At 54.3% G+C, this 20841-nt stretch carries 20 protein-coding genes and 2 tRNA genes; 6 read left to right on the top strand and 16 right to left on the bottom strand.

Annotated features, from left to right (window positions below; genetic code table 11):
- Positions 1 to 9: 9 nt before the first annotated feature.
- Complete coding sequence (gene trxA, locus OGX84_RS02365; RefSeq protein WP_001280776.1) at positions 10 to 339, bottom strand: thioredoxin TrxA; 330 nt, start codon at positions 337 to 339, stop codon at positions 10 to 12.
- 143 nt (positions 340 to 482) lie between these two features.
- Here trxA and rhlB point away from each other — a divergent pair, with 143 nt between their 5' ends.
- Positions 483 to 1748: an ATP-dependent RNA helicase RhlB gene (rhlB, locus tag OGX84_RS02360; protein WP_012131132.1), complete on the top strand. Its 1266-nt coding sequence runs from the start codon at positions 483 to 485 to the stop codon at positions 1746 to 1748.
- An 8-nt stretch (positions 1749 to 1756) separates the two neighbouring features.
- Positions 1757 to 3241 carry a guanosine-5'-triphosphate,3'-diphosphate diphosphatase gene (gene gppA / locus OGX84_RS02355; protein ID WP_012131131.1) on the top strand — a complete coding sequence of 495 codons (1485 nt, stop codon included), beginning with the start codon at positions 1757 to 1759 and terminating at the stop codon, positions 3239 to 3241.
- Between the two features lie 47 nt (positions 3242 to 3288).
- Here the strand turns inward: gppA and rep are convergent, their stop codons facing one another.
- From rep to OGX84_RS02335, 4 genes are all read right to left on the bottom strand, one after another.
- Positions 3289 to 5310: a DNA helicase Rep gene (gene rep / locus OGX84_RS02350; RefSeq protein ID WP_112002539.1), complete on the bottom strand. Its 2022-nt coding sequence runs from the start codon at positions 5308 to 5310 to the stop codon at positions 3289 to 3291.
- A 99-nt stretch (positions 5311 to 5409) separates the two neighbouring features.
- On the bottom strand, positions 5410 to 6138 hold the full coding sequence (gene pnuC, locus OGX84_RS02345) for a nicotinamide riboside transporter PnuC (protein ID WP_104867968.1): 729 nt from the start codon (positions 6136 to 6138) through the stop codon (positions 5410 to 5412).
- A complete protein-coding gene (locus tag OGX84_RS02340) occupies positions 6138 to 6881 on the bottom strand; it encodes a nucleoside phosphorylase (RefSeq protein ID WP_112002540.1) in 744 nt (247 codons plus the stop codon). Before OGX84_RS02340 ends, pnuC begins: the two co-directional genes overlap by 1 nt.
- Positions 6882 to 6909: 28 nt before the next feature.
- Positions 6910 to 7611, bottom strand: a complete 702-nt coding sequence (locus tag OGX84_RS02335) for a Crp/Fnr family transcriptional regulator (protein ID WP_024130094.1) — start codon at positions 7609 to 7611, stop codon at positions 6910 to 6912.
- 194 nt (positions 7612 to 7805) lie between these two features.
- Here OGX84_RS02335 and ppiC point away from each other — a divergent pair, with 194 nt between their 5' ends.
- Positions 7806 to 8087: a peptidylprolyl isomerase PpiC gene (gene ppiC, locus OGX84_RS02330; RefSeq protein WP_001140251.1), complete on the top strand. Its 282-nt coding sequence runs from the start codon at positions 7806 to 7808 to the stop codon at positions 8085 to 8087.
- Positions 8088 to 8206: 119 nt separating this feature from the next.
- Here the strand turns inward: ppiC and ilvC are convergent, their stop codons facing one another.
- Complete coding sequence (gene ilvC / locus OGX84_RS02325) at positions 8207 to 9682, bottom strand: ketol-acid reductoisomerase (protein ID WP_012131124.1); 1476 nt, start codon at positions 9680 to 9682, stop codon at positions 8207 to 8209.
- A gap of 165 nt (positions 9683 to 9847) precedes the next feature.
- Between ilvC and ilvY the strand changes: the two genes are divergently transcribed.
- Entirely contained in the window at positions 9848 to 10738 is an 891-nt protein-coding gene (gene ilvY / locus OGX84_RS02320; protein WP_024130093.1) for an HTH-type transcriptional activator IlvY, read from the top strand.
- A 92-nt stretch (positions 10739 to 10830) separates the two neighbouring features.
- On the opposite strand, the gene ilvA is transcribed toward ilvY, so the two are convergent.
- From ilvA to ilvL, 7 genes are all read right to left on the bottom strand, one after another.
- Complete coding sequence (ilvA, locus tag OGX84_RS02315) at positions 10831 to 12375, bottom strand: threonine ammonia-lyase, biosynthetic (protein WP_047463829.1); 1545 nt, start codon at positions 12373 to 12375, stop codon at positions 10831 to 10833.
- 2 nt (positions 12376 to 12377) lie between these two features.
- Positions 12378 to 14228, bottom strand: a complete 1851-nt coding sequence (gene ilvD / locus OGX84_RS02310; RefSeq protein WP_112002541.1) for a dihydroxy-acid dehydratase — start codon at positions 14226 to 14228, stop codon at positions 12378 to 12380.
- A gap of 66 nt (positions 14229 to 14294) precedes the next feature.
- Complete coding sequence (ilvE, locus tag OGX84_RS02305) at positions 14295 to 15224, bottom strand: branched-chain-amino-acid transaminase (protein WP_012131120.1); 930 nt, start codon at positions 15222 to 15224, stop codon at positions 14295 to 14297.
- Between the two features lie 17 nt (positions 15225 to 15241).
- A complete protein-coding gene (ilvM, locus tag OGX84_RS02300) occupies positions 15242 to 15505 on the bottom strand; it encodes an acetolactate synthase 2 small subunit (protein WP_012131119.1) in 264 nt (87 codons plus the stop codon).
- Positions 15502 to 17148 carry an acetolactate synthase 2 catalytic subunit gene (gene ilvG, locus OGX84_RS02295; RefSeq protein ID WP_286457338.1) on the bottom strand — a complete coding sequence of 549 codons (1647 nt, stop codon included), beginning with the start codon at positions 17146 to 17148 and terminating at the stop codon, positions 15502 to 15504. The genes ilvM and ilvG overlap by 4 nt, the downstream gene beginning before the upstream one ends.
- A gap of 2 nt (positions 17149 to 17150) precedes the next feature.
- Positions 17151 to 17201 (bottom strand): peptide IlvX, encoded by a 51-nt coding sequence (ilvX, locus tag OGX84_RS22740; protein ID WP_202401504.1) that lies wholly within the window; start codon positions 17199 to 17201, stop codon positions 17151 to 17153.
- Positions 17202 to 17287: 86 nt separating this feature from the next.
- The gene (gene ilvL / locus OGX84_RS02290) at positions 17288 to 17386 is read right to left on the bottom strand and encodes an ilv operon leader peptide (RefSeq protein WP_001311244.1); all 99 of its coding nucleotides are present in this window, start codon (positions 17384 to 17386) and stop codon (positions 17288 to 17290) included.
- A 351-nt stretch (positions 17387 to 17737) separates the two neighbouring features.
- Between ilvL and OGX84_RS02285 the strand changes: the two genes are divergently transcribed.
- A complete protein-coding gene (locus tag OGX84_RS02285) occupies positions 17738 to 19258 on the top strand; it encodes a YifB family Mg chelatase-like AAA ATPase (RefSeq protein WP_275055418.1) in 1521 nt (506 codons plus the stop codon).
- A 26-nt stretch (positions 19259 to 19284) separates the two neighbouring features.
- Here OGX84_RS02285 and maoP read toward each other — a convergent pair whose 3' ends face one another.
- On the bottom strand, positions 19285 to 19623 hold the full coding sequence (gene maoP, locus OGX84_RS02280; protein WP_012131115.1) for a macrodomain Ori organization protein MaoP: 339 nt from the start codon (positions 19621 to 19623) through the stop codon (positions 19285 to 19287).
- Between the two features lie 106 nt (positions 19624 to 19729).
- Between maoP and hdfR the strand changes: the two genes are divergently transcribed.
- Positions 19730 to 20575 carry an HTH-type transcriptional regulator HdfR gene (hdfR, locus tag OGX84_RS02275; RefSeq protein WP_012131114.1) on the top strand — a complete coding sequence of 282 codons (846 nt, stop codon included), beginning with the start codon at positions 19730 to 19732 and terminating at the stop codon, positions 20573 to 20575.
- 103 nt (positions 20576 to 20678) lie between these two features.
- Here the strand turns inward: hdfR and OGX84_RS02270 are convergent.
- Positions 20679 to 20754, bottom strand: a tRNA-Trp gene (locus OGX84_RS02270).
- A gap of 8 nt (positions 20755 to 20762) precedes the next feature.
- Positions 20763 to 20839, bottom strand: a tRNA-Asp gene (locus OGX84_RS02265).
- Between the last annotated feature and the right edge of the window lie 2 nt (positions 20840 to 20841).

The following is a 20841-nucleotide window of genomic DNA, read 5'->3' as shown; positions in this document are numbered from 1 at the left end:
ACTTCCGTCTTACGCCAGGTTGGCGTCGAGGAACTCTTTCAGCTGACCTTTGGACAGTGCGCCCACTTTGGTTGCTGCGACTTCACCGTTTTTGAACAACAGCAGGGTCGGGATGCCACGGATACCATACTTCGGCGCAGTGCCTGGGTTTTGGTCGATGTTAAGTTTAGCAACCGTCAATTTGCCCTGATATTCGTCAGCGATTTCATCCAGAATCGGGGCGATCATTTTGCACGGTCCGCACCACTCTGCCCAGAAATCAACGAGGATAGCCCCGTCCGCTTTGAGTACATCCGTGTCAAAACTGTCGTCAGTCAGGTGAATAATTTTATCGCTCATAATAACTCCACAGGAATAAGCCTGGTGTGTTGGTTTCGCCTTCATCAACGACGTGTTGATGTCGCATTAACCAACTAAAGGTTGACTTTATTTCACCGGATACGCTTTCGTAAAGCAATAGTAAGCTGATATTCTACCACACTATGAGCAAAACACATTTAACAGAACAGAAGTTTTCCGACTTCGCCCTGCACCCAAAGGTGATAGAAGCCCTTGAAAATAAAGGGTTTCATAATTGTACGCCCATTCAGGCATTGGCCCTCCCGCTAACGCTGGCGGGTCGTGATGTCGCAGGGCAGGCGCAAACCGGAACCGGAAAAACGATGGCGTTCCTGACGTCTTCGTTTCATTATCTTCTCTCTCATCCCGCGATTGACGATCGCAAGGTGAACCAGCCGCGCGCCTTAATTATGGCGCCAACGCGTGAGTTGGCCGTGCAGATCCACGCCGATGCGGAACCGCTGGCGCAGACCACCGGCCTGAAATTAGGCCTGGCCTACGGCGGTGACGGCTACGACAAACAGCTGAAAGTGCTGGAAAGCGGCGTCGATATTCTGATCGGCACCACGGGTCGTCTGATCGACTACGCGAAACAAAACCACATTAACCTCGGCGCCATTCAGGTCGTCGTATTGGATGAAGCCGATCGCATGTACGATCTGGGCTTTATTAAAGACATCCGCTGGCTGTTCCGCCGTATGCCGCCGGCCAATCAGCGTCTGAACATGCTATTCTCCGCAACCCTCTCTTACCGTGTTCGCGAACTGGCGTTCGAGCAGATGAACAACGCCGAATATGTTGAAGTGGAGCCGGAACAAAAGACAGGCCATCGTATTAAAGAAGAGCTCTTCTACCCTTCTAACGAAGAGAAGATGCGTTTGCTGCAAACGCTGATCGAAGAAGAGTGGCCGGATCGCGCCATTGTTTTCGCCAATACCAAGCATCGCTGCGAAGACATCTGGGGGCATCTGGCAGCTGACGGTCATCGTGTCGGCCTGTTGACCGGCGACGTTGCGCAGAAAAAACGTCTGCGTATTCTCGACGAGTTTACCCGTGGCGATCTCGATATCCTCGTCGCAACCGACGTTGCCGCGCGCGGTCTGCACATTCCGGCCGTAACGCACGTCTTTAACTATGACCTGCCGGATGACTGCGAAGACTACGTTCACCGTATCGGACGTACGGGTCGCGCAGGAGCGAGCGGTCACTCTATCAGCCTGGCCTGTGAAGAGTACGCGCTGAACCTGCCTGCCATTGAGGCTTATATTGGTCACTCTATCCCGGTCAGCAAATATAACCCGGAAGCGCTGATGACCAATTTGCCGAAGCCGTTGCGCCTGACGCGCTCGCGCCCAGGCAATGGACCGCGTCGCACCGGCGCGCCGCGTAATCGTCGTCGTTCAGGTTAACGTAATATATGCTCACTTCCACTTCGCTGTATGCCGCAATTGATCTCGGTTCCAATAGTTTTCATATGCTGGTTGTACGCGAGGTGGCTGGAAGCATCCAGACGCTCACGCGAATTAAGCGCAAGGTGCGTCTGGCTGCGGGCCTGAACAGTGATAATTCGCTTTCCGCTGAAGCGATGGAGCGCGGCTGGCAATGTCTGCGCCTTTTCGCTGAACGCCTACAGGATATTCCTCAACCGCAAATCTGCGTCGTCGCCACGGCAACGCTGCGTCTCGCCGTCAATGCGGGCGAGTTTATCGCCAAAGCGCAGGAGATCCTCGGTTGTCCTGTCCAGGTCATTAGCGGCGAAGAAGAAGCGCGGCTGATTTATCAGGGTGTTGCCCATACCACCGGCGGCGCCGATCAGCGTCTGGTGGTCGATATTGGCGGCGCCAGCACCGAACTGGTCACCGGAACCGGCGCACAAACCACCTCTCTGTTTAGCCTGTCAATGGGCTGCGTCACCTGGCTTGAACGCTACTTTACCGATCGCAATCTGGCGCAAGAAAACTTCGATGAAGCGGAAAAAGCCGCGCGTGAAGTGCTGCGTCCGGTCGCCGATGAGCTACGCAAGCATGGCTGGAAAGTCTGCGTAGGCGCGTCTGGCACCGTCCAGGCGTTGCAGGAAATCATGATGGCGCAGGGCATGGATGAGCGCATCACATTGGCGAAACTTCAACAGCTGAAGCAACGCGCAATTCATTGCGGCCGTCTGGAAGAGTTGGAAATTGAAGGGTTAACGCTGGAACGCGCGCTGGTATTCCCCAGCGGTCTGGCCATTCTGATCGCGATTTTCACCGAACTGGACATCCAGTGTATGACGCTTGCGGGCGGAGCGCTGCGCGAAGGGTTGGTGTATGGCATGCTGCATCTGGCGGTGGATCAGGATATTCGCAGCCGCACGCTGCGTAACATTCAGCGTCGATTTATGGTCGATACCGAACAGGCGCATCGCGTAGCGGATCTGGCGGTAAACTTTCTCGATCAGGTGGAAGATAAGTGGCATCTTGAGCCGATCAGTCGCGAACTCCTGACCAGTGCCTGTCAGCTGCATGAAATCGGCCTGAGCGTTGATTTTAAACAGGCGCCGCAGCACGCGGCTTATCTGGTACGTAATCTGGATTTACCGGGATTCACCCCCGCGCAAAAGAAGCTGTTAGCCACCCTGCTGTTAAATCAGACCAACCCGATCGACCTCTCTTCCCTCCACCAGCAGAATGCGGTGCCGCCGCGCGTCGCTGAACATCTTTGTCGCCTGTTGCGTCTGGCGATCATTTTTGCCAGCCGTCGCCGTGACGATCTGGTGCCACAGATTACGTTGCAGGCGCAGGATGAGAATCTGACGTTAACCTTGCCGCAAGGGTGGCTGGAGCATCACCCGCTGGGTAAAGAGTTGATCGATCAGGAAAGCCAGTGGCAAAGCTATGTCCACTGGCCTTTGGACGTTCATTAGATACTGGCTGCCGGATGGCGCTTACGCTTATCCGGCCTGGAAAATACCTACTTCGCTTTTGCTTTCGCCATCATGGCGCGGATATTGGCTATGCTGGCCTGCCCTTTCTGCATCCGCTCCTCGGCCGTTACCACTTTACGCTCCTGCTCCCAGATAAGATCGTCCTGCGGCAGTTCCAGCAAAAAGCGGCTTGGTTCCGGGCGCACCAGTTCGCCGTACTGACGACGCTCTTTGCACAGCGTGAAGATCAGCTCTTTCTGCGCGCGGGTGATCCCCACATAGGCCAGACGGCGCTCCTCATCGATATTGTCTTCGTCAATGCTGCTCTGGTGCGGCAGGAATCCTTCTTCCATCCCCACCATAAACACGTACGGGAACTCCAGCCCTTTCGAGGCATGCAGCGTCATGAGCTGTACCTGATCCAACTCTTCTTCACTTTCACCACGCTCCATCATGTCGCGCAGCGTAAAGCGCGTCACCACCTGGGTGAGCGTCATGGGTTCGTCAAGTTCGTTACCTTCAAGCATTTCGGTCATCCAGCTAAACAGCTGGTTGACGTTCTTCATGCGCATTTCCGCCGCTTTTGGGCTCGGCGAAGTCTCATACAACCAGGATTCGTAATCAATACCGTGGATGAGATCGCGCACGGCGGCAATCGGTTCACGCTCCGCCAGACGCTGAATTTCCCCCAGCCAATGGGTAAAGCGGGTCAGTGAATCATAGCCGCGCCCGGTCAGCGTCTGGTTCAGCCCCACATCAAAACTGGCGGTAAACAGACTCTTGTTGCGCGTCATCGCCCATTCGCCCAGCTTTTGCAGCGTGGCCGGGCCGATTTCTCGTTTTGGCGTATTCACAATCCGCAGGAAAGCGCTGTCATCATCCGGGTTGGTCAGTACGCGCAGATAGGCCAGCAGGTCTTTAATCTCCGGGCGGGAGAAGAACGACGTGCCGCCAGAAATTTTGTAGGGAATACGGTTCTGCATAAGGAATTTTTCAAACACCCTCGACTGGTGGTTCCCGCGATACAGAATGGCGTAATCCTTGTATTCAGTCTTATTCACAAAGTGATGGGCAATCAGCTCGCCAGTGACGCGTTCGGCCTCGTGTTCTTCATTGTTCGCGCTCAGCACCTTGAGTTCCGCGCCATAGCCCAGTTCAGAAAAGAGGCGTTTTTCAAAGACGTGAGGGTTATTGGCAATCAGGATATTCGCCGCTTTCAGAATGCGCCCGGAGGAACGATAGTTCTGCTCCAGCTTGATCACCTGTAGCGCCGGGAAATCCTTACTCAACAACACCAGGTTTTGCGGACGCGCGCCGCGCCAGGAATAGATCGACTGGTCGTCATCACCCACCACCGTAAAGCGCGCGCGGCTTCCCACCAGCAGCTTCACCAGTTCATACTGACTGGTGTTGGTATCCTGGTATTCATCCACCAGCAGATAGCGAATCCTGTTCTGCCAGCGCTCGCGCACCTCTTCATTACGCTGTAGCAGCAGCGTCGGCAATAGAATCAGGTCATCAAAATCGAGCACATTGCAGGCCTTCAGATGTGCATCGTACAGACCATAACAGTGAGCGAAGATACGGTCGCGCTCCCCTTTTGTGCTTGCTGCCGCCTGAGTGGGCGTCATCAGATCGTTTTTCCAGTTAGAGATCGTCGAGATCAGCTGTTGCAAGATAACTTTGTCATCTTCAATCAGACCGTCAGTCAGCTCTTTCAGCAATGCGACCTGATCGGTATCGTCAAACAGCGAAAAGTTCGATTTCATCCCCAACGCCGCATATTCACGTTTGATGATATCCAGCCCCAACGTATGGAAAGTGGAGATCATCAGCCCGCGCGCCTCTTTACGCCCCAGCGTTTGCCCGACACGCTCTTTCATTTCACGCGCCGCTTTATTGGTAAAGGTCACTGCCGCAATATGGCGCGCCTGATAGCCGCAACCACGAATCAGATGGGCGATTTTATTGGTAATAACGCGAGTCTTACCAGAACCTGCGCCCGCCAGCACCAGGCAGGGACCGGTGACGAATTCGACAGCGTGTTGTTGGCCGGGGTTTAAACGCATGGGAATATTGCTCAATCTTCGAACGGGGGAAGGATTGTAGCAGAAAGCAGGGCCGAGGGAGTAACAGGCTGCCCTTTCAGACAGCCTGGAAAGCGTTAATCAGGAGGTGCTGGCGGCAAGCGGCGTATAGCCGTTGCGTTTTGCGCTCAGGACCCAGCTGTACGATCCCATAATCGCAATCGCCGTTAGCAGGACATACTCCAGCGACATCGCATAGACGCCCTGTACCGCGTAAATCACCACGCTAATGACGTCAATAAGCACCCACAGCAGCCAGTTTTCCACATATTTGCGAGTCATCAGCACCATCGCCGCGATCGACAGCACCAGCATGGTGGAATCCCAGAACGGGAACGCGTCCGGCTGTAGCTCTGGCATCGCCACCTGAACCCCTACCGTTTGCAGCATCCCGAGCATAATATGGGTCAGCATGGCGAACACCGGGTCGATAAACCGCGTCATCAGCAGGATGGCGACAATACACACACCGCTCAGCACCAGCGTTTGCTGGCGGGAGAGCCAGCGCACCTTCAGCGCCGCCTCTTGCGCCTCATTCTGACGGCTCCACGCATACCAGCCATAGATATTGGCGGCAAAGAAGAACACCTGAAGCAGCAGGCTGGCATATAGCTGAATCTGGAAAAAGATCGCAGCAAACAGGGTGACGTTAATCAGACCAAACAGGTAATTGATGATTTTTTCCCGGCTGGCGCACCAGATGCACAATAAACCAAAGACCGTGCCGATAGCCTCAATCCACGACAGCGCATACCCGCCTTCGCCGAGAGGAATGTTGACCATCACGTTGTTAATACTGAAAAAGTCCATCACTGCTCTCCTTGCTGGCTATCGAAATAAATGGCCTGTAGCGCCAGGGAAATCTGACGTTCTTCACCCTGCAGACACAGCGTTTCCTGTTGAACATAATCATTAATACTGCTGTCCAGACAGCCGTTGTGGGCAACGACCACGTTCAGCAACGACGCCGTACGCAGCCCACGTAGTGCGCCGACCACCATCAGCGCCGCCGTTTCCATATCCGCCCCGAGAATGCCGCGCGCTGACCATTCCGCATCCAGTTCAGCTTCACGATCGGTATAAAAGCTATCGTGGCTGCGCACCAGTCCGCAAATCGCAGGAATGTTCATCTGCTTCGCCTGCTGGATCAACGTGGCGATAAGCTGCGGGTCTGCGCAGGCCGGATAGCAGGCTGGCGCGTAGGTTTTGCTGGTGCCGTCATCGGCGACCGCACCGTTGGCGATAATCAGATCGCCCAGCGCCAGCGTATCCTGCAATGCCCCACAGCTACCGATGCGAATCAGCGTGTCCACGCCAATCTGCCGTAACTCTTCAATGGCAATGGCCGTTGATGGCCCGCCGATTCCCGTCGACAGCACCAGAATCTCAATCCCTTTATATGTGCCGCGCGCCGCCCGAAATTCCCGGTTTTGCCCCAGTATCTCAGGGTTATCAAGAAAGTGGGTGATCCTGTCCACCCGCTCAGGATCGCCGGGCAATAGCGCATACCGCGCACCGGTCATGCTATTGCTTAATCGAATATGGGGTTGCATCTTCTGTCTCCTTACTGTGCTGAGGGACTCAGATCTCCGCCTCCTGTTTCAGTTTTTCAGGGGCTAATAAGACGATCCGCTCACCGTCGGTATCAATAATTTTCAGCGATTTCAGATCGTGCAAAATACGGTTGATACTGCGCGTCGTCGCCGCAAATTCCTGACTGAGATTTTGTTTATCCAGCAAAATCGTGGTCGATTCATCATGTTGATATCGCTGCCATAATGCCTGGCAAACCCGTTGATACAGCGAGTACAAATTGTCGCTGCTGGCCTTTTTCGACAACTGATAATATTGCTGGCTGAAAAAGCGCAGCATCCGCTGGTTAAAATGGTTATCCAGCGCCAGCCAGCGATGAAAATCCGCCTGCGGCAGGCTTAACAACTGAACGCTACCAACCGCCATCACCGAACAGATGTAATGCCGCGACTCAAAAATCTCCAGCTCGCCCAGCATGTCGCCTTTGCGGTAATGTGCCTGCCGATAACGGCGCCCGTCTTCAGCTTCGTAAAAGACATCCACCTCACCGGAAACAATCAGCGAGAATTGCCGACAAATGTCGCCCTGACGGCAAATCAGCGCTCCGCGAGGTATTTCCTCAACGCGCCAGCGCTGCATGATGTCCAGTGGGCAATATTTGAGCAGCTCATACAGCTGCGGATCGCGTACGATTTGGGTTAGCCCTGTCAGCCAGTCGCCTGAAAATTCTGCGTTTTTCATTGAGCTCATGTTATCTCTCTCCTGAGATGGAAAGACAGGACGGCTGTCCTGTTGCAGAGGGAATATGTCTGATAAAAGTGTCGTTCATCTCCCGGTTCATTAAACCCGGCGGGACATCTGTCCTGCGATGGCGAAGAGTATATGTCCGACACCCCAAGGAATGATAAAGTGGCGGGCAACCTTTGAGACATGAGAGCGAAATAATGGCGAAAACCGCAGCAGCACTGCATATCCTGGTAAAAGAAGAGAAGCTGGCGCTGGATCTTCTGGAACAAATCAAGAATGGCGCCGACTTTGGCAAACTGGCGAAAAAGCACTCTATCTGCCCGTCAGGCAAAAGAGGCGGTGACTTAGGTGAGTTTCGTCAGGGCCAGATGGTTCCGGCGTTCGACAAAGTGGTCTTCTCCTGCCCGGTGCTGGAACCAACCGGCCCACTGCACACCCAGTTCGGATACCACATCATTAAGGTGCTGTATCGCAACTAATAAAAAGCCCGGAGGTTCATACTCCGGGCTTTTTTGCCTGATGGCGCTTCGCTTATCAGGCCTACGAAATAATGGCTTTTTGTAGGTCGGGTAAGCGCTAGCGCCACCCGACAACCTGTTTAACCAGCTACCGCAATGCGTTTCATATCCGTCATATAGCCACGCAGTTTCTGGCCCACTTTCTCAATAGCGTGGCCACGAATTGCTTCGTTCACATCACGCAGCTGTGCGTTGTCAACCGCGCCTTCAGCAATCGCTTTACCCAGATCGCCCGGTTGAATTTCAGTCATGAACGCTTTCAGCAACGGTACGCAAGCGTAAGAGAACAGGTAGTTGCCGTACTCGGCGGTGTCAGAGATAACCACGTTCATTTCATACAGACGCTTACGGGCGATGGTGTTGGCGATCAGCGGCAGTTCGTGCAGTGACTCATAGTACGCAGACTCTTCGATGATGCCGGAATCCACCATGGTTTCGAATGCCAGCTCAACGCCCGCTTTCACCATCGCGATCATCAGTACGCCTTTATCGAAGTACTCCTGCTCACCGATTTTACCTTCATACTGCGGCGCGGTTTCGAATGCGGTTTTACCGGTCTCTTCACGCCAGGTCAGCAGTTTCTTATCATCGTTCGCCCAGTCCGCCATCATGCCGGAGGAGAATTCACCGGAGATGATGTCGTCCATGTGTTTCTGGAACAGCGGCGCCATGATGGTTTTCAGCTGTTCAGACAGCGCATAAGCACGCAGTTTTGCCGGATTGGACAGACGATCCATCATCAGCGTAATGCCGCCCTGCTTCAGCGCTTCGGTGATAGTTTCCCAGCCGTACTGAATCAGTTTTTCCGCATATGCCGGGTCGGTACCTTCTTCCACCAGCTTATCGAAGCACAGCAGAGAACCCGCTTGCAGCATACCGCACAGGATGGTCTGCTCGCCCATCAGGTCAGATTTCACTTCCGCCACGAAGGAGGACTCCAGCACGCCCGCACGATGACCGCCAGTTGCCGCCGCCCATGCTTTAGCAATCGCCATCCCTTCGCCTTTCGGATCGTTTTCCGGGTGAACGGCGATCAGCGTCGGTACACCGAAACCACGTTTGTACTCTTCACGGACTTCAGTACCCGGGCACTTCGGCGCCACCATCACCACGGTGATATCTTTGCGGATCTGCTCGCCCACTTCCACGATGTTGAAACCGTGGGAGTAACCCAGCGCCGCGCCGTCTTTCATCAGCGGCTGCACGGAACGCACCACGTCGGAGTGCTGTTTGTCCGGCGTCAGGTTAACCACCAGATCAGCCTGCGGGATCAGCTCTTCGTAAGTCCCCACTTTGAAGCCGTTTTCGGTCGCTTTACGCCAGGAAGCACGTTTCTCGGCAATCGCCTCTTTACGCAGGGCGTAGGCGATATCCAGACCGGAGTCACGCATGTTCAGGCCCTGGTTCAGCCCCTGAGCGCCACAGCCGACGATGACCACTTTTTTACCCTGAAGGTAGCTCGCGCCATCGGCAAATTCATCGCGGCCCATAAAGCGACATTTACCCAGTTGCGCCAACTGCTGGCGCAGATTCAGTGTATTAAAGTAGTTAGCCATATCTGTAACTCCGTGATGTTGTGTCGTGCTTATTGTTCGGTTCGCTTGCCGTGTCTGTGCAAGAGAGAATGAACTCACTATATGACAGGAAATTTATTGCGGAAATTGATATATTCACAACATCACATTGCAATTTCTGCAACGTAGACATCGGGAGTAAAGCCAGTGGATTTACGCGATCTGAAAACCTTCCTGCATCTGGCGGAAAGTCGCCATTTTGGCCGCAGCGCGCGGGCAATGCACGTTAGCCCTTCCACGCTCTCCCGGCAGATTCAACGCCTCGAAGAGGATCTCGGCCAGCCGCTGTTCATTCGCGATAACCGTACCGTTACGCTCACCGAAGCGGGAGAAGAGCTGCGAACGTTCGCCCAGCAAACGCTGTTGCAGTATCAGCAGTTACGCCACACCATCGACCAACAAGGCCCGTCGCTGTCGGGCGAGCTGCATATCTTCTGCTCGGTCACCGCCGCTTATAGCCATCTGCCGCCCATTCTTGACCGTTTCCGGGCGGAGCATCCCTCTGTGGAAATCAAACTCACCACCGGCGATGCCGCCGATGCGATGGAAAAAGTGGTGACGGGCGAGGCGGATCTGGCGATTGCCGGTAAACCGGAAACCCTGCCCGGGGCGGTCGCGTTTTCAATGCTGGAGAATCTGGCGGTGGTGCTGATAGCTCCCGCATTGCCTTGCCCGGTGCGAAATCAGGTCTCAGTGGATAAACCCGACTGGTCAACGGTGCCGTTTATCATGGCCGATCAAGGCCCGGTGCGTCGCCGTATTGAGCTGTGGTTCCGCCGTCAGAAAATCAGCAATCCGTCGATATACGCGACGGTCGGTGGACATGAAGCGATGGTGTCGATGGTCGCGCTCGGCTGCGGCGTGGCGCTGCTGCCGGAAGTAGTATTGGAAAATAGCCCTGAACCCGTGCGTAACCGCGTGATGATCCTGGAGCGCAGCGACGAGAAAACGCCGTTTGAGCTGGGCGTTTGCGCACAAAAAAAGCGGCTGCATGAGCCGCTTATTGATGCGTTCTGGAACATTCTGCCCAACCACTAGCCGGATGGCGGCGCAAGCGCCTTATCCGGCCTACGGCTCAAAAGAACGTAGGCCTGATAAGCGCAGCGCCATCAGGCATTTTCCCGAACACCCTAACCCGCCAGGAAAAAGCGGAACGCCGGGTTATCGCTTTCGTTGTGGCACTCATAGCCCAGCTCGTTCAGCCGGGTTTCGAAATCAGGCTCGTTTTCGCCCAGTTCGAACGCCGCCAGCACACGACCATAGTCGGTGCCGTGGCTGCGATAGTGGAACAGCGAAATATTCCAGTGCGTTCCCAGCGTGTGCAGAAACTTCAGCAGCGCGCCGGGCGACTCTGGAAATTCGAAACTGTACAGACGTTCCTGCAACGGTTTCGATGGGCGTCCGCCAACCATATAGCGCACATGCAGTTTCGCCATTTCGTCGTCGGAGAGATCCACCACGCTGTAGCCGCCTTCATGCAGCAGCGCGAGAATCTCTTTGCGCTCTTCCAGTCCACGGCTCAGACGGACGCCGACAAAAATGCAGGCATCTTGAGCGTCGGCAAAACGGTAGTTAAATTCGGTAACGGAACGGCCGCCCAGCAGCTGACAAAACTTCAGGAAGCTGCCTTTCTCTTCCGGGATAGTCACCGCCAGCAGCGCTTCGCGCTGTTCACCCAGCTCGCAGCGTTCAGACACATAGCGCAGACCATGAAAGTTCACATTCGCGCCAGAAAGCACATGCGCCAGGCGTTCGCCGCGAATATTGTGTTGGGCGATGTATTTTTTCATCCCCGCCAGCGCCAGCGCACCGGAAGGTTCCGCCACCGCACGCACATCCTCGAACAGATCTTTCATCGCTGCGCAAATCGCATCGCTGTCGACGGTGATAATGTCGTCGAGATATTCTTGGCACAGACGGAAGGTTTCATCGCCGATACGTTTAACCGCCACGCCTTCGGCAAACAGTCCCACACGCGGGAGATCCACCGGATGACCGGCATCCAGCGCCGCTTTCAGGCAGGCCGAATCTTCCGCTTCAACGGCGATCACTTTGATTTGCGGCATCAGTTGTTTGATGAGCACCGCCACGCCTGCCGCCAGTCCACCGCCGCCAACCGGCACGAATACGCGGTCGAGATGCGCATCCTGCTGGAGCAGTTCCAGCGCCAGCGTGCCCTGCCCGGCAATCACCATCGGATGATCGAACGGCGGAACCCAGGTGAAGCCCTGCTGTTGCGCCAGATCGATAGCTTTTGCTTTCGCTTCATCAAAGTTCGCGCCGTGCAGCAGCACTTCCCCGCCAAACCCGCGCACCGCGTCCACTTTGATATCGGCGGTCGCCAGCGGCATCACAATCAATGCTTTCACACCCAAACGCGCGGAGGAGAACGCCACGCCCTGAGCATGGTTACCCGCCGATGCGGTGATAACGCCGTGGGCTTTTTGTTCTTCGGTGAGCCCCGCCATCATCGCGTAGGCTCCGCGCAGCTTGAAGCTGTGTACAGGCTGCCTGTCTTCACGCTTCACGAGAATAACGTTGTCGAGGCGCGAAGAGAGTTTTTCCATTTTTTGCAGCGGCGTCACCTGCGCTGCTTCATATACCGGCGCGCGGAGTACCGCACGCAGGTACTCCGCCCCTTCCGGGGCGGCTGACAGGGGTTGCGACTCGGCCATCATCAACCTCCCAGCTTCGATTTATCGCGTACCGCGCCTTTATCGGCGCTGGTCGCCAGGCTGGCATAAGCACGCAGCGCAAAGGAGACCGGACGCTGACGATCTTTCGGCGTCCAGGCTTTATCACCACGGGCTTCCTGCGCTTCGCGACGCGCGGCGATTTCCGCATCGCTCAGTTGCAGTTGAATACCACGGTTTGGAATATCAATAGCAATCATGTCGCCATTTTCGATGATGGCGATATTACCGCCGCTGGCCGCTTCCGGTGAGACGTGACCGATAGAGAGGCCAGACGTGCCGCCGGAGAAACGGCCATCGGTGATCAGCGCACAGGCTTTACCCAGCCCCATCGATTTCAGGAAGGTGGTCGGGTAGAGCATTTCCTGCATACCAGGCCCCCCCTTCGGCCCTTCGTAGCGAATAACCACCACATCACCGGCAACCACCTTACCGCCGAGGATCGCCTCAACCGCATCGTCCTGGCTTTCATAGACTTTCGCCGGGCCGGTAAATTTCAGGATGCTGTCATCCACGCCCGCAGTTTTTACGATACAGCCGTTTTCAGCAAAGTTACCGTAGAGCACAGCCAGACCGCCATCTTTGCTGTAGGCATGTTCCAGCGAGCGAATGCAGCCTTCGGCGCGGTCGGTATCCAGCGAATCCCAGCGGCAATCCTGCGAGAACGCCTGCGTCGTGCGGATACCCGCCGGGCCTGCACGGAACATCTGTTTTACCGCTTCATTCTGGCTGACCATAACGTCGTACTGCTCCAGCGTTTGCGGCAGCGTCAGACCCAGCACGTTTTTTACATCGCGATTCATCAACCCGGCGCGATCCAGCTCGCCCAGAATACCCAGTACGCCGCCTGCGCGGTGGACGTCTTCCATGTGGTATTTCTGCGTACTTGGCGCGACTTTACACAACTGTGGAACCTTGCGGGAAAGCTTGTCGATATCGCTCATGGTGAAGTCGATTTCCGCTTCCTGCGCCGCCGCCAGCAGGTGTAAAACGGTGTTGGTCGAACCGCCCATGGCGATATCCAGCGTCATGGCGTTTTCAAACGCCGCTTTACTGGCGATATTACGCGGCAGTGCGGAAGCGTCGTCCTGCTCGTAGTAACGTTTAGTCAGCTCAACAATGCGCTTACCGGCATTGAGGAACAGCTGCTTGCGATCGGCGTGGGTTGCCAGCAACGAGCCGTTGCCTGGCTGCGACAGACCCAGCGCTTCCGTCAGGCAGTTCATTGAGTTAGCGGTGAACATCCCGGAACACGACCCACAGGTCGGGCAAGCGGAGCGTTCGACCTGATTGCTCTGATCGTCGGAAACTTTCGGGTCCGCGCCCTGAATCATCGCATCAACCAGATCGAGCTTGATGATCTGATCGGAAAGTTTGGTTTTCCCGGCTTCCATCGGGCCGCCGGAGACAAAAATTACCGGAATGTTCAGGCGCAGCGAGGCCATCAGCATCCCTGGGGTGATTTTGTCGCAGTTGGAGATACAGACCATCGCATCCGCACAGTGGGCGTTCACCATGTACTCCACCGAGTCGGCGATCAGTTCGCGAGACGGCAGTGAATACAGCATGCCCCCGTGACCCATAGCGATGCCATCATCCACGGCAATGGTGTTGAACTCTTTGGCGACGCCGCCAGCGGCTTCAATCTGTTCGGCGACCAGCTTACCGAGATCGCGCAGGTGAACGTGACCCGGCACAAACTGGGTGAATGAGTTCACGACGGCGATGATCGGTTTGCCAAAATCGGCATCGGTCATCCCGGTGGCGCGCCACAGCGCGCGGGCACCCGCCATATTGCGACCATGTGTGGTTGTGGCGGAACGATACTTAGGCATGCGTAATTTACTCCCAGTGTCTGTCTGTTAAATGGGACGGTGCGTGCCGTCCCATTTATTTTTAATTTATGGATTTACCTGATCCAACCAGCCCCATTTATCTTCGGTTTCACCGGTGAAGAGGCCAAAGAATGCTTGCTGAATACGTTTGGTGACCGGACCGCAGCGGCCTTCGCCTACCTGGATACCGTCCACGCTGCGAACCGGTGTGATCTCTGCCGCAGTACCGGACATAAACACTTCGTCCGCCAGATACAGAGATTCGCGAGACAGCACCTGCTCACGCACTTCGATATCCAGCTCTTTCGCCAGCTTGATGATCGCATCACGGGTAATACCTGGCAGCGCGGAGGAGGTAAACGGCGGGGTAAACAACACGCCATCTTTCACTTCAAACAGGTTTTCGCCTGCGCCTTCGGAAATATAACCATTCACATCCAGCGCGATACCTTCCTGGTAGCCATGACGACGCGCTTCACTCCCTACCAGCAGTGAAGAAAGGTAGTTACCGCCCGCTTTTGCCGCTGTCGGAATGGTGTTTGGCGCTGCGCGGTTCCAGGAAGAAACCATCGCATCGATCCCCTGATCCAGCGCTTCTGCGCCCAGGTATGCGCCCCACGGGAACGCCGCGATGATGACGTCAGTGCTGTACCCCGGAGGCGGGTTAACGCCCATCCCCACATCGCCCACAAACACCAGCGGACGAATATATGCGCTGGTCAGGTTGTTTTTACGGATAACGTCGCGGCAGGCTTCCATTAGCTCATCAACGCTCTGGGAGACGGGAAAACGATAGATTTTGGCTGAATCATGCAAACGCTGCATGTGTTCACGATGGCGGAACACCACTGGACCTTTGTGAGAGTCGTAGCAACGGATCCCTTCAAACACGGAAGTACCGTAGTGCAGTGCGTGGGACATCACATGAACCTTCGCATCTTCCCAACGAATCATCTCACCATTGAACCAGATGTAATCAGCTTTTTTCGTCGTCATTTTTCTTCCTTTTGCGCTCAGGCGCGGATTTGTTGTGATGTGGTTGTGCTCTGGCAGATAGCAACATGTGCAACATCTACCAGTTTACTTAACTGACTAAACAGTAAGTCGACCGACCGGGGGCTGGCAACGGTCAATTCGATATTTATATTTTGCGCATCGGTGGCGGCTTCCATATTCATGGAGCACACCTGAAAACCACGGTGGCGAACCACGCGTAAAACACGTTCTAACGTTTCCGGGTTGAAGCGAGCTGCCACATTGACCTGATGTTGCATCATGATAATTTCTCCAGCATTTCTGAGTTACTGGCGCCAGGCGGCACCAGGGGCCAGACATTCTCAAGTTCGTCGATTGAGACATGAAGCAGGTATGGCCCATCACTGTTCAGCATGGTGTCGAGCGCCGCTTCAACCTGGTCTTTACGGGTGATGTGTTGGCCAGGAATGCCGAAGGCGCTGGCTAACATGAGGAAATCGGGGTTATCGGTAAGGGTAGTTTCGCTATATCGTTCCTGGAAAAACAGTTGTTGCCATTGTCGAACCATGCCTAACCGCTGGTTATCGAGTAAGACAATCTTCAACGGCAACTGCTTGCGTTTTACGGTGCCCAACTCTTGTACATTCATCATGAAAGAGCCGTCACCGGAGATACAGATAACGGTATCATTCGGCCTCGCAACCTGCGCGCCAACCGCCACAGGCAGGCCAAAACCCATCGTACCTAAGCCGCTGGAGGTGATGAAATTCTCGGGGCGCGAGTACGTCATATGTTGCGCAGACCACATCTGATGCTGGCCCACATCCGTTGTCACCACGCTGTCTGCGGGTTTACGTTCCGACAGCTGTTTTAACAGCAGCGGCGCATAGATGGCTTCACCGGGATGATCGTAACGCCAGGCGTGCTCAGTACGCAGTTCAGCATTGTGCTGACGCCAGGCGTCAATATTTAACGGTTGCTGTAACGCGGGCAATAATGCGTTCAGATCGCCCTGCAACGCGACATGCGCCTGACGCAGTTTGTTCATTTCCGCCGGATCAATATCCATGTGGATCACGCTGGCGTTCGGCGCAAAGGTATTCAGCTTGCCCGTCACCCGGTCATCAAAACGTGCCCCTACGGCAATCAGCAGATCGCACTCCTGCACCGCAAAGTTTGCCGCTTTGGTGCCATGCATCCCCAACATACCGAGATAATACGGATAGTCGGCATCCACCGCGCCCAGGCCTTTTAACGTGCAGGTCACCGGCATTTGCGTCGCAGCGATAAATTCGCGCAGCGCGGGTACGGCCTGCGCCATGCCTACGCCGCCGCCCACGTACAGCATCGGTTTTTGCGCCTGCGCCATCATCCGACGCGCCTGCTCAACATCCGCGTGCGGGAAAGCCGTTTCGTTTTCAACGGTGGTGAAATACGGCTCCAGTGAACCATTGGCTAACTGGATATCTTTGGGGATATCAACCAGAACAGGGCCAGGACGACCCGAATTAGCAACCCGGAAAGCCTCAGCCATGATGCGCGGCAGCTCTTCCAGCGACTGCACGAGGAAGCTGTGCTTAGTACATGCCAACGACAGCCCCAGCACATCAACCTCCTGAAAAGCGTCCGTTCCGATGAACGGAGCGGAAACCTGACCCGTGATGGCCACAACCGGCACGGAATCTAACAGTGCGTCAGCCAGACCGGTGATCAAATTGGTAGCGCCAGGGCCGGACGTGGCGATACAGACGCCCGTTTTGCCCGTTGAACGCGCATAGCCGATTGCCGCCATCGCCGCACCCTGCTCGTGACGACACAACAGATGTTCCACGCCGCCGTCATACAACGCATCGTAAACCGGCATAATTGCGCCACCGGGATAACCAAAAACGGTTTCAACGCCCTGTGCTCGCAAAGCATGTACCACCCACTGAGCCCCATTCATAGCTACATCCCCGCCGTAAATCTGGAGAAACAGAATTTTATGCTATTAGTCATTGTCTGCTCCTCGTTTATGTTTTTAAGGTCAAAAAAAACCCCCGGACCTTTCGGTGCGGGGGTCTTAGTTCGTTAAGGCTTGATTTCTAAGCCTTTCCTCGTCCAAGTGCAGCCCCGCACGGTGGGATAATAATCACCACCACGCTAATCACGACCAGGCTAATCACTCGTAGAAGGGCTGTCATTTTTGTCTATTCTTGCATCTTGTTCGAAGGAATACCTAAAGAGTTACCATAGCTTTCGCCAATAGCACAAGATATTTTTATTTTCATTTTTCTGACGCAGCTAACGGTTTAGCAAAAAATCATTGTTTTTTATACAAAAAACAGGAAATGAAAAATTTTCACTTTTTGCCTCATAAACAGCAGCAACCCCCATCTTTTTTTCGCATCTGTGATTTTTTGCGAGCACGCTTCCGAACAGCAAAGCATATTTTGAAAAGGCGATAAAATTACCGGAATACGCGCCGAAAGTTAACGATCGTGCAGGATATTCCTGGTTTTTAATGCAGCATAATTCTCTCAACGGGAGGAATTATGTCACTGTCGATTGTTCACACACGCGCCGCACTTGGCGTTAATGCGCCCCCAATAACCATCGAGGTGCATATCAGTAATGGCCTGCCGGGTTTAACAATGGTTGGGCTACCTGAAACGACGGTAAAGGAGGCCCGAGATCGGGTTCGCAGCGCAATCATCAATAGCGGGTATGAATTTCCGGCGAAGAAAATCACCATTAATCTGGCCCCGGCAGATTTACCCAAAGAGGGCGGAAGATATGATTTACCTATCGCAATTGCGCTTCTGGCGGCGTCAGAGCAACTTACAACAAATAAGCTTAATGAATATGAACTGGTGGGCGAACTGGCCCTTACAGGTGCGTTACGTGGCGTTCCAGGCGCGATATCCAGTGCAACCGAGGCAATTCGGGCAGGCAGACATATCATTGTTGCAAAAGAGAATGCAACAGAAGTTGGGCTAATCAGCGGAGAGGGATGCCTGATTGCAGATCATCTGCAAACGGTATGCGCATTTCTGGAAGGGAAACGTGATCTTGAGAAACCAGTCTCTACCGATTCTGACGCCTGTTTACTGCATGACGATCTCAGTGATGTTATCGGTCAGGAACAGGGGAAACGAGGCCTGGAAATCACGGCCGCAGGAGGGCACAACCTGCTGCTGATAGGCCCGCCAGGTACGGGAAAAACCATGCTGGCCAGCCGCATTAATGGGCTACTGCCATCATTAAGCGACAAAGAAGCGCTGGAAAGCGCGGCGATTCTCAGCCTGGTGAACGCCGATACGGTACAAAGGCAGTGGAAACGACGTCCTTTCCGCTCGCCTCATCACAGCGCGTCATTAACGGCAATGGTGGGGGGAGGTTCAATACCCGCGCCAGGAGAAATATCGCTGGCGCACAACGGTATTTTGTTTCTGGATGAACTGCCTGAGTTTGAACGACGCACGCTGGATGCGCTACGTGAACCTATTGAGTCTGGTCAGATACACCTTTCGCGCACCCGGGCAAAGATCACCTATCCTGCGCGCTTCCAACTGATTGCAGCAATGAATCCCAGCCCGACCGGTCACTATCAGGGGAACCATAATCGCTGTAGCCCGGAACAGACGTTGCGCTACCTCAGCCGTTTATCCGGCCCCTTTCTCGATCGATTCGATCTCTCGCTCGAAATTCCCCTGCCACCACCCGGTATACTCAGTCAGGCAGCGGTTAAAGGCGAGGACAGCGCTACAGTGAAAGTACGGGTGATATCCGCACGGAAACGCCAGTACGAACGACAGGAGAAGCTAAACGCCCATCTGGACAGCCAGGGTATACGAAAGTACTGCTCTCTACACAGTGATGATGCGCACTGGCTGGAGGAGACGCTGATACATCTGGGATTGTCTATACGAGCCTGGCAGCGCTTACTGAAGGTTGCCCGTACCATTGCCGATCTGGAACAGACGGAGAATATTACGCGCCTGCATTTGCAGGAGGCTGTGGGCTATCGGGCAATAGACAGGCTACTGATTCATTTACAAAAACTACTGACGTAAAAAAAGGGCATTTCGCCCTTTTTTTATTAATCGTCAGATTCGGTGTAGTCTTCCGCACCTTCCATCTGCGGTTTACCGCCAGACAGAGTGTGGAAACGTTTTGGACGCTTAATACGCGTCATATATTTAGACCAGACGCGTTCTGCTTCTGTCACCGGCTCACGTTCGCCACGGCATACCGCGACAAACAGTCTCTCTTCTTCGGTTACTGGCTCACGTTTCCCCAGATCCAGCTCATTGAAGGCATAACCATGACGTTCAAGCAGTTGTGCCTCTTTGATGGTGAAATCACCATGACGAGAGAATCCGCGTGGATAATATTTGTTGTCGAAATATCGATTAGTCGTCGTAAAGCTTTCCGCCATCCTGCACGCTCCTAATTCTTTGGCCGAGCTATTTATGGCGCGGAGTATTAGTTACGCTTGACAGAGTGTAAAACAAAAGATTTAAATCATTACGACAAATAATTTTGTGGAGAGCGTTGTGGATACGGAATTGTTAAAAACTTTCCTGGAAGTTAGCCGGACACGCCACTTTGGACGAGCGGCAGAAGCGCTCTACCTGACCCAATCGGCGGTCAGTTTTCGGATAAGACAACTGGAAAATCAGCTTGGTGTGAACCTGTTCACCCGGCACAGAAACAATATCCGCTTAACCGCAGCAGGTGAAAAGCTACTACCCTATGCAGAAACGCTGATGAATACGTGGCAGGCGGCACGTAAGGAAGTGGCGCATACATCGCGGCATAATGAGTTTTCTATCGGTGCCAGCGCTTCTCTGTGGGAGTGCATGCTCAATGGCTGGCTGGCACGCTTATATCAGTCTCTGGAGCCGCAAGCCAGTCTGCAATTTGAAGCCAGGATCGCTCAACGCCAGTCGTTAGTAAAGCAACTCCATGAACGTCAGCTTGATCTGCTCATTACCACCGAAGCACCAAAAATGGATGAGTTTAGCAGCCAATTGCTGGGACATTTCACACTCGCATTGTATTGCAGCAGCCCATCACAGATGAAAGATGAATTAAATTATCTGCGTCTTGAGTGGGGGCCTGATTTTCAACAGCATGAAGTGGGTTTGATTGCGAGCGATGAGGTTCCCGTTCTTACCACCAGTTCAGCTGAACTGGCGAGACAGCAACTGTCTGCTCTTAATGGATGCAGTTGGCTTCCAGTTGGCTGGGCCAAAGAAAAAGGCGGGCTTCATACCGTTGCCGACAGCGCTACGCTTTCACGCCCGTTATATGCAATATGGCTACAAAATAGCGATAAACATACGTTGATCCGCGATCTGTTAAAAACAAACGTCCTGGAAGATTAAAGGGACAGCAATGGCAAGGATGCCGGGAAAGGAGTTGAATGGATATGCCGGGGGCCGTTTTTCAGGCAAAAAAAATCCTTAGCAAATGCTAAGGATAATTTTCTGGCAGGGGCGGAGAGACTCGAACTCCCAACACCCGGTTTTGGAGACCGGTGCTCTACCAATTGAACTACGCCCCTAATTAGGGTGGCGGAACGGACGGGACTCGAACCCGCGACCCCCTGCGTGACAGGCAGGTATTCTAACCAACTGAACTACCGCTCCAC

Source organism: Citrobacter sp. CK202, assembly GCF_030333225.1.
Lineage (GTDB): Bacteria > Pseudomonadota > Gammaproteobacteria > Enterobacterales > Enterobacteriaceae > Citrobacter_B > Citrobacter_B koseri.
The sequence above is the reverse complement of the archived record's forward strand: the minus strand, read 5'-3'. Positions and strand labels throughout refer to the sequence as shown.

Coding starts and splice junctions, on each gene's coding strand:
- ilvL (WP_001311244.1), bottom strand. CDS start 17,386: ATGACAGCCCTTCTACGAGTGATTAGCCTGGTCGTGATTAGCGTGGTG.
- trxA (WP_001280776.1), bottom strand. CDS start 339: ATGAGCGATAAAATTATTCACCTGACTGACGACAGTTTTGACACGGAT.
- ilvG (WP_286457338.1), bottom strand. CDS start 17,148: ATGAATGGGGCTCAGTGGGTGGTACATGCTTTGCGAGCACAGGGCGTT.
- ilvC (WP_012131124.1), bottom strand. CDS start 9,682: ATGGCTAACTACTTTAATACACTGAATCTGCGCCAGCAGTTGGCGCAA.
- ilvE (WP_012131120.1), bottom strand. CDS start 15,224: ATGACGACGAAAAAAGCTGATTACATCTGGTTCAATGGTGAGATGATT.
- OGX84_RS02335 (WP_024130094.1), bottom strand. CDS start 7,611: ATGAGCTCAATGAAAAACGCAGAATTTTCAGGCGACTGGCTGACAGGG.
- ilvM (WP_012131119.1), bottom strand. CDS start 15,505: ATGATGCAACATCAGGTCAATGTGGCAGCTCGCTTCAACCCGGAAACG.
- OGX84_RS02340 (WP_112002540.1), bottom strand. CDS start 6,881: ATGCAACCCCATATTCGATTAAGCAATAGCATGACCGGTGCGCGGTAT.
- gppA (WP_012131131.1), top strand. CDS start 1,757: ATGCTCACTTCCACTTCGCTGTATGCCGCAATTGATCTCGGTTCCAAT.
- rep (WP_112002539.1), bottom strand. CDS start 5,310: ATGCGTTTAAACCCCGGCCAACAACACGCTGTCGAATTCGTCACCGGT.
- ilvD (WP_112002541.1), bottom strand. CDS start 14,228: ATGCCTAAGTATCGTTCCGCCACAACCACACATGGTCGCAATATGGCG.
- rhlB (WP_012131132.1), top strand. CDS start 483: ATGAGCAAAACACATTTAACAGAACAGAAGTTTTCCGACTTCGCCCTG.
- ilvA (WP_047463829.1), bottom strand. CDS start 12,375: ATGGCCGAGTCGCAACCCCTGTCAGCCGCCCCGGAAGGGGCGGAGTAC.
- ppiC (WP_001140251.1), top strand. CDS start 7,806: ATGGCGAAAACCGCAGCAGCACTGCATATCCTGGTAAAAGAAGAGAAG.
- OGX84_RS02285 (WP_275055418.1), top strand. CDS start 17,738: ATGTCACTGTCGATTGTTCACACACGCGCCGCACTTGGCGTTAATGCG.
- maoP (WP_012131115.1), bottom strand. CDS start 19,623: ATGGCGGAAAGCTTTACGACGACTAATCGATATTTCGACAACAAATAT.
- pnuC (WP_104867968.1), bottom strand. CDS start 6,138: ATGGACTTTTTCAGTATTAACAACGTGATGGTCAACATTCCTCTCGGC.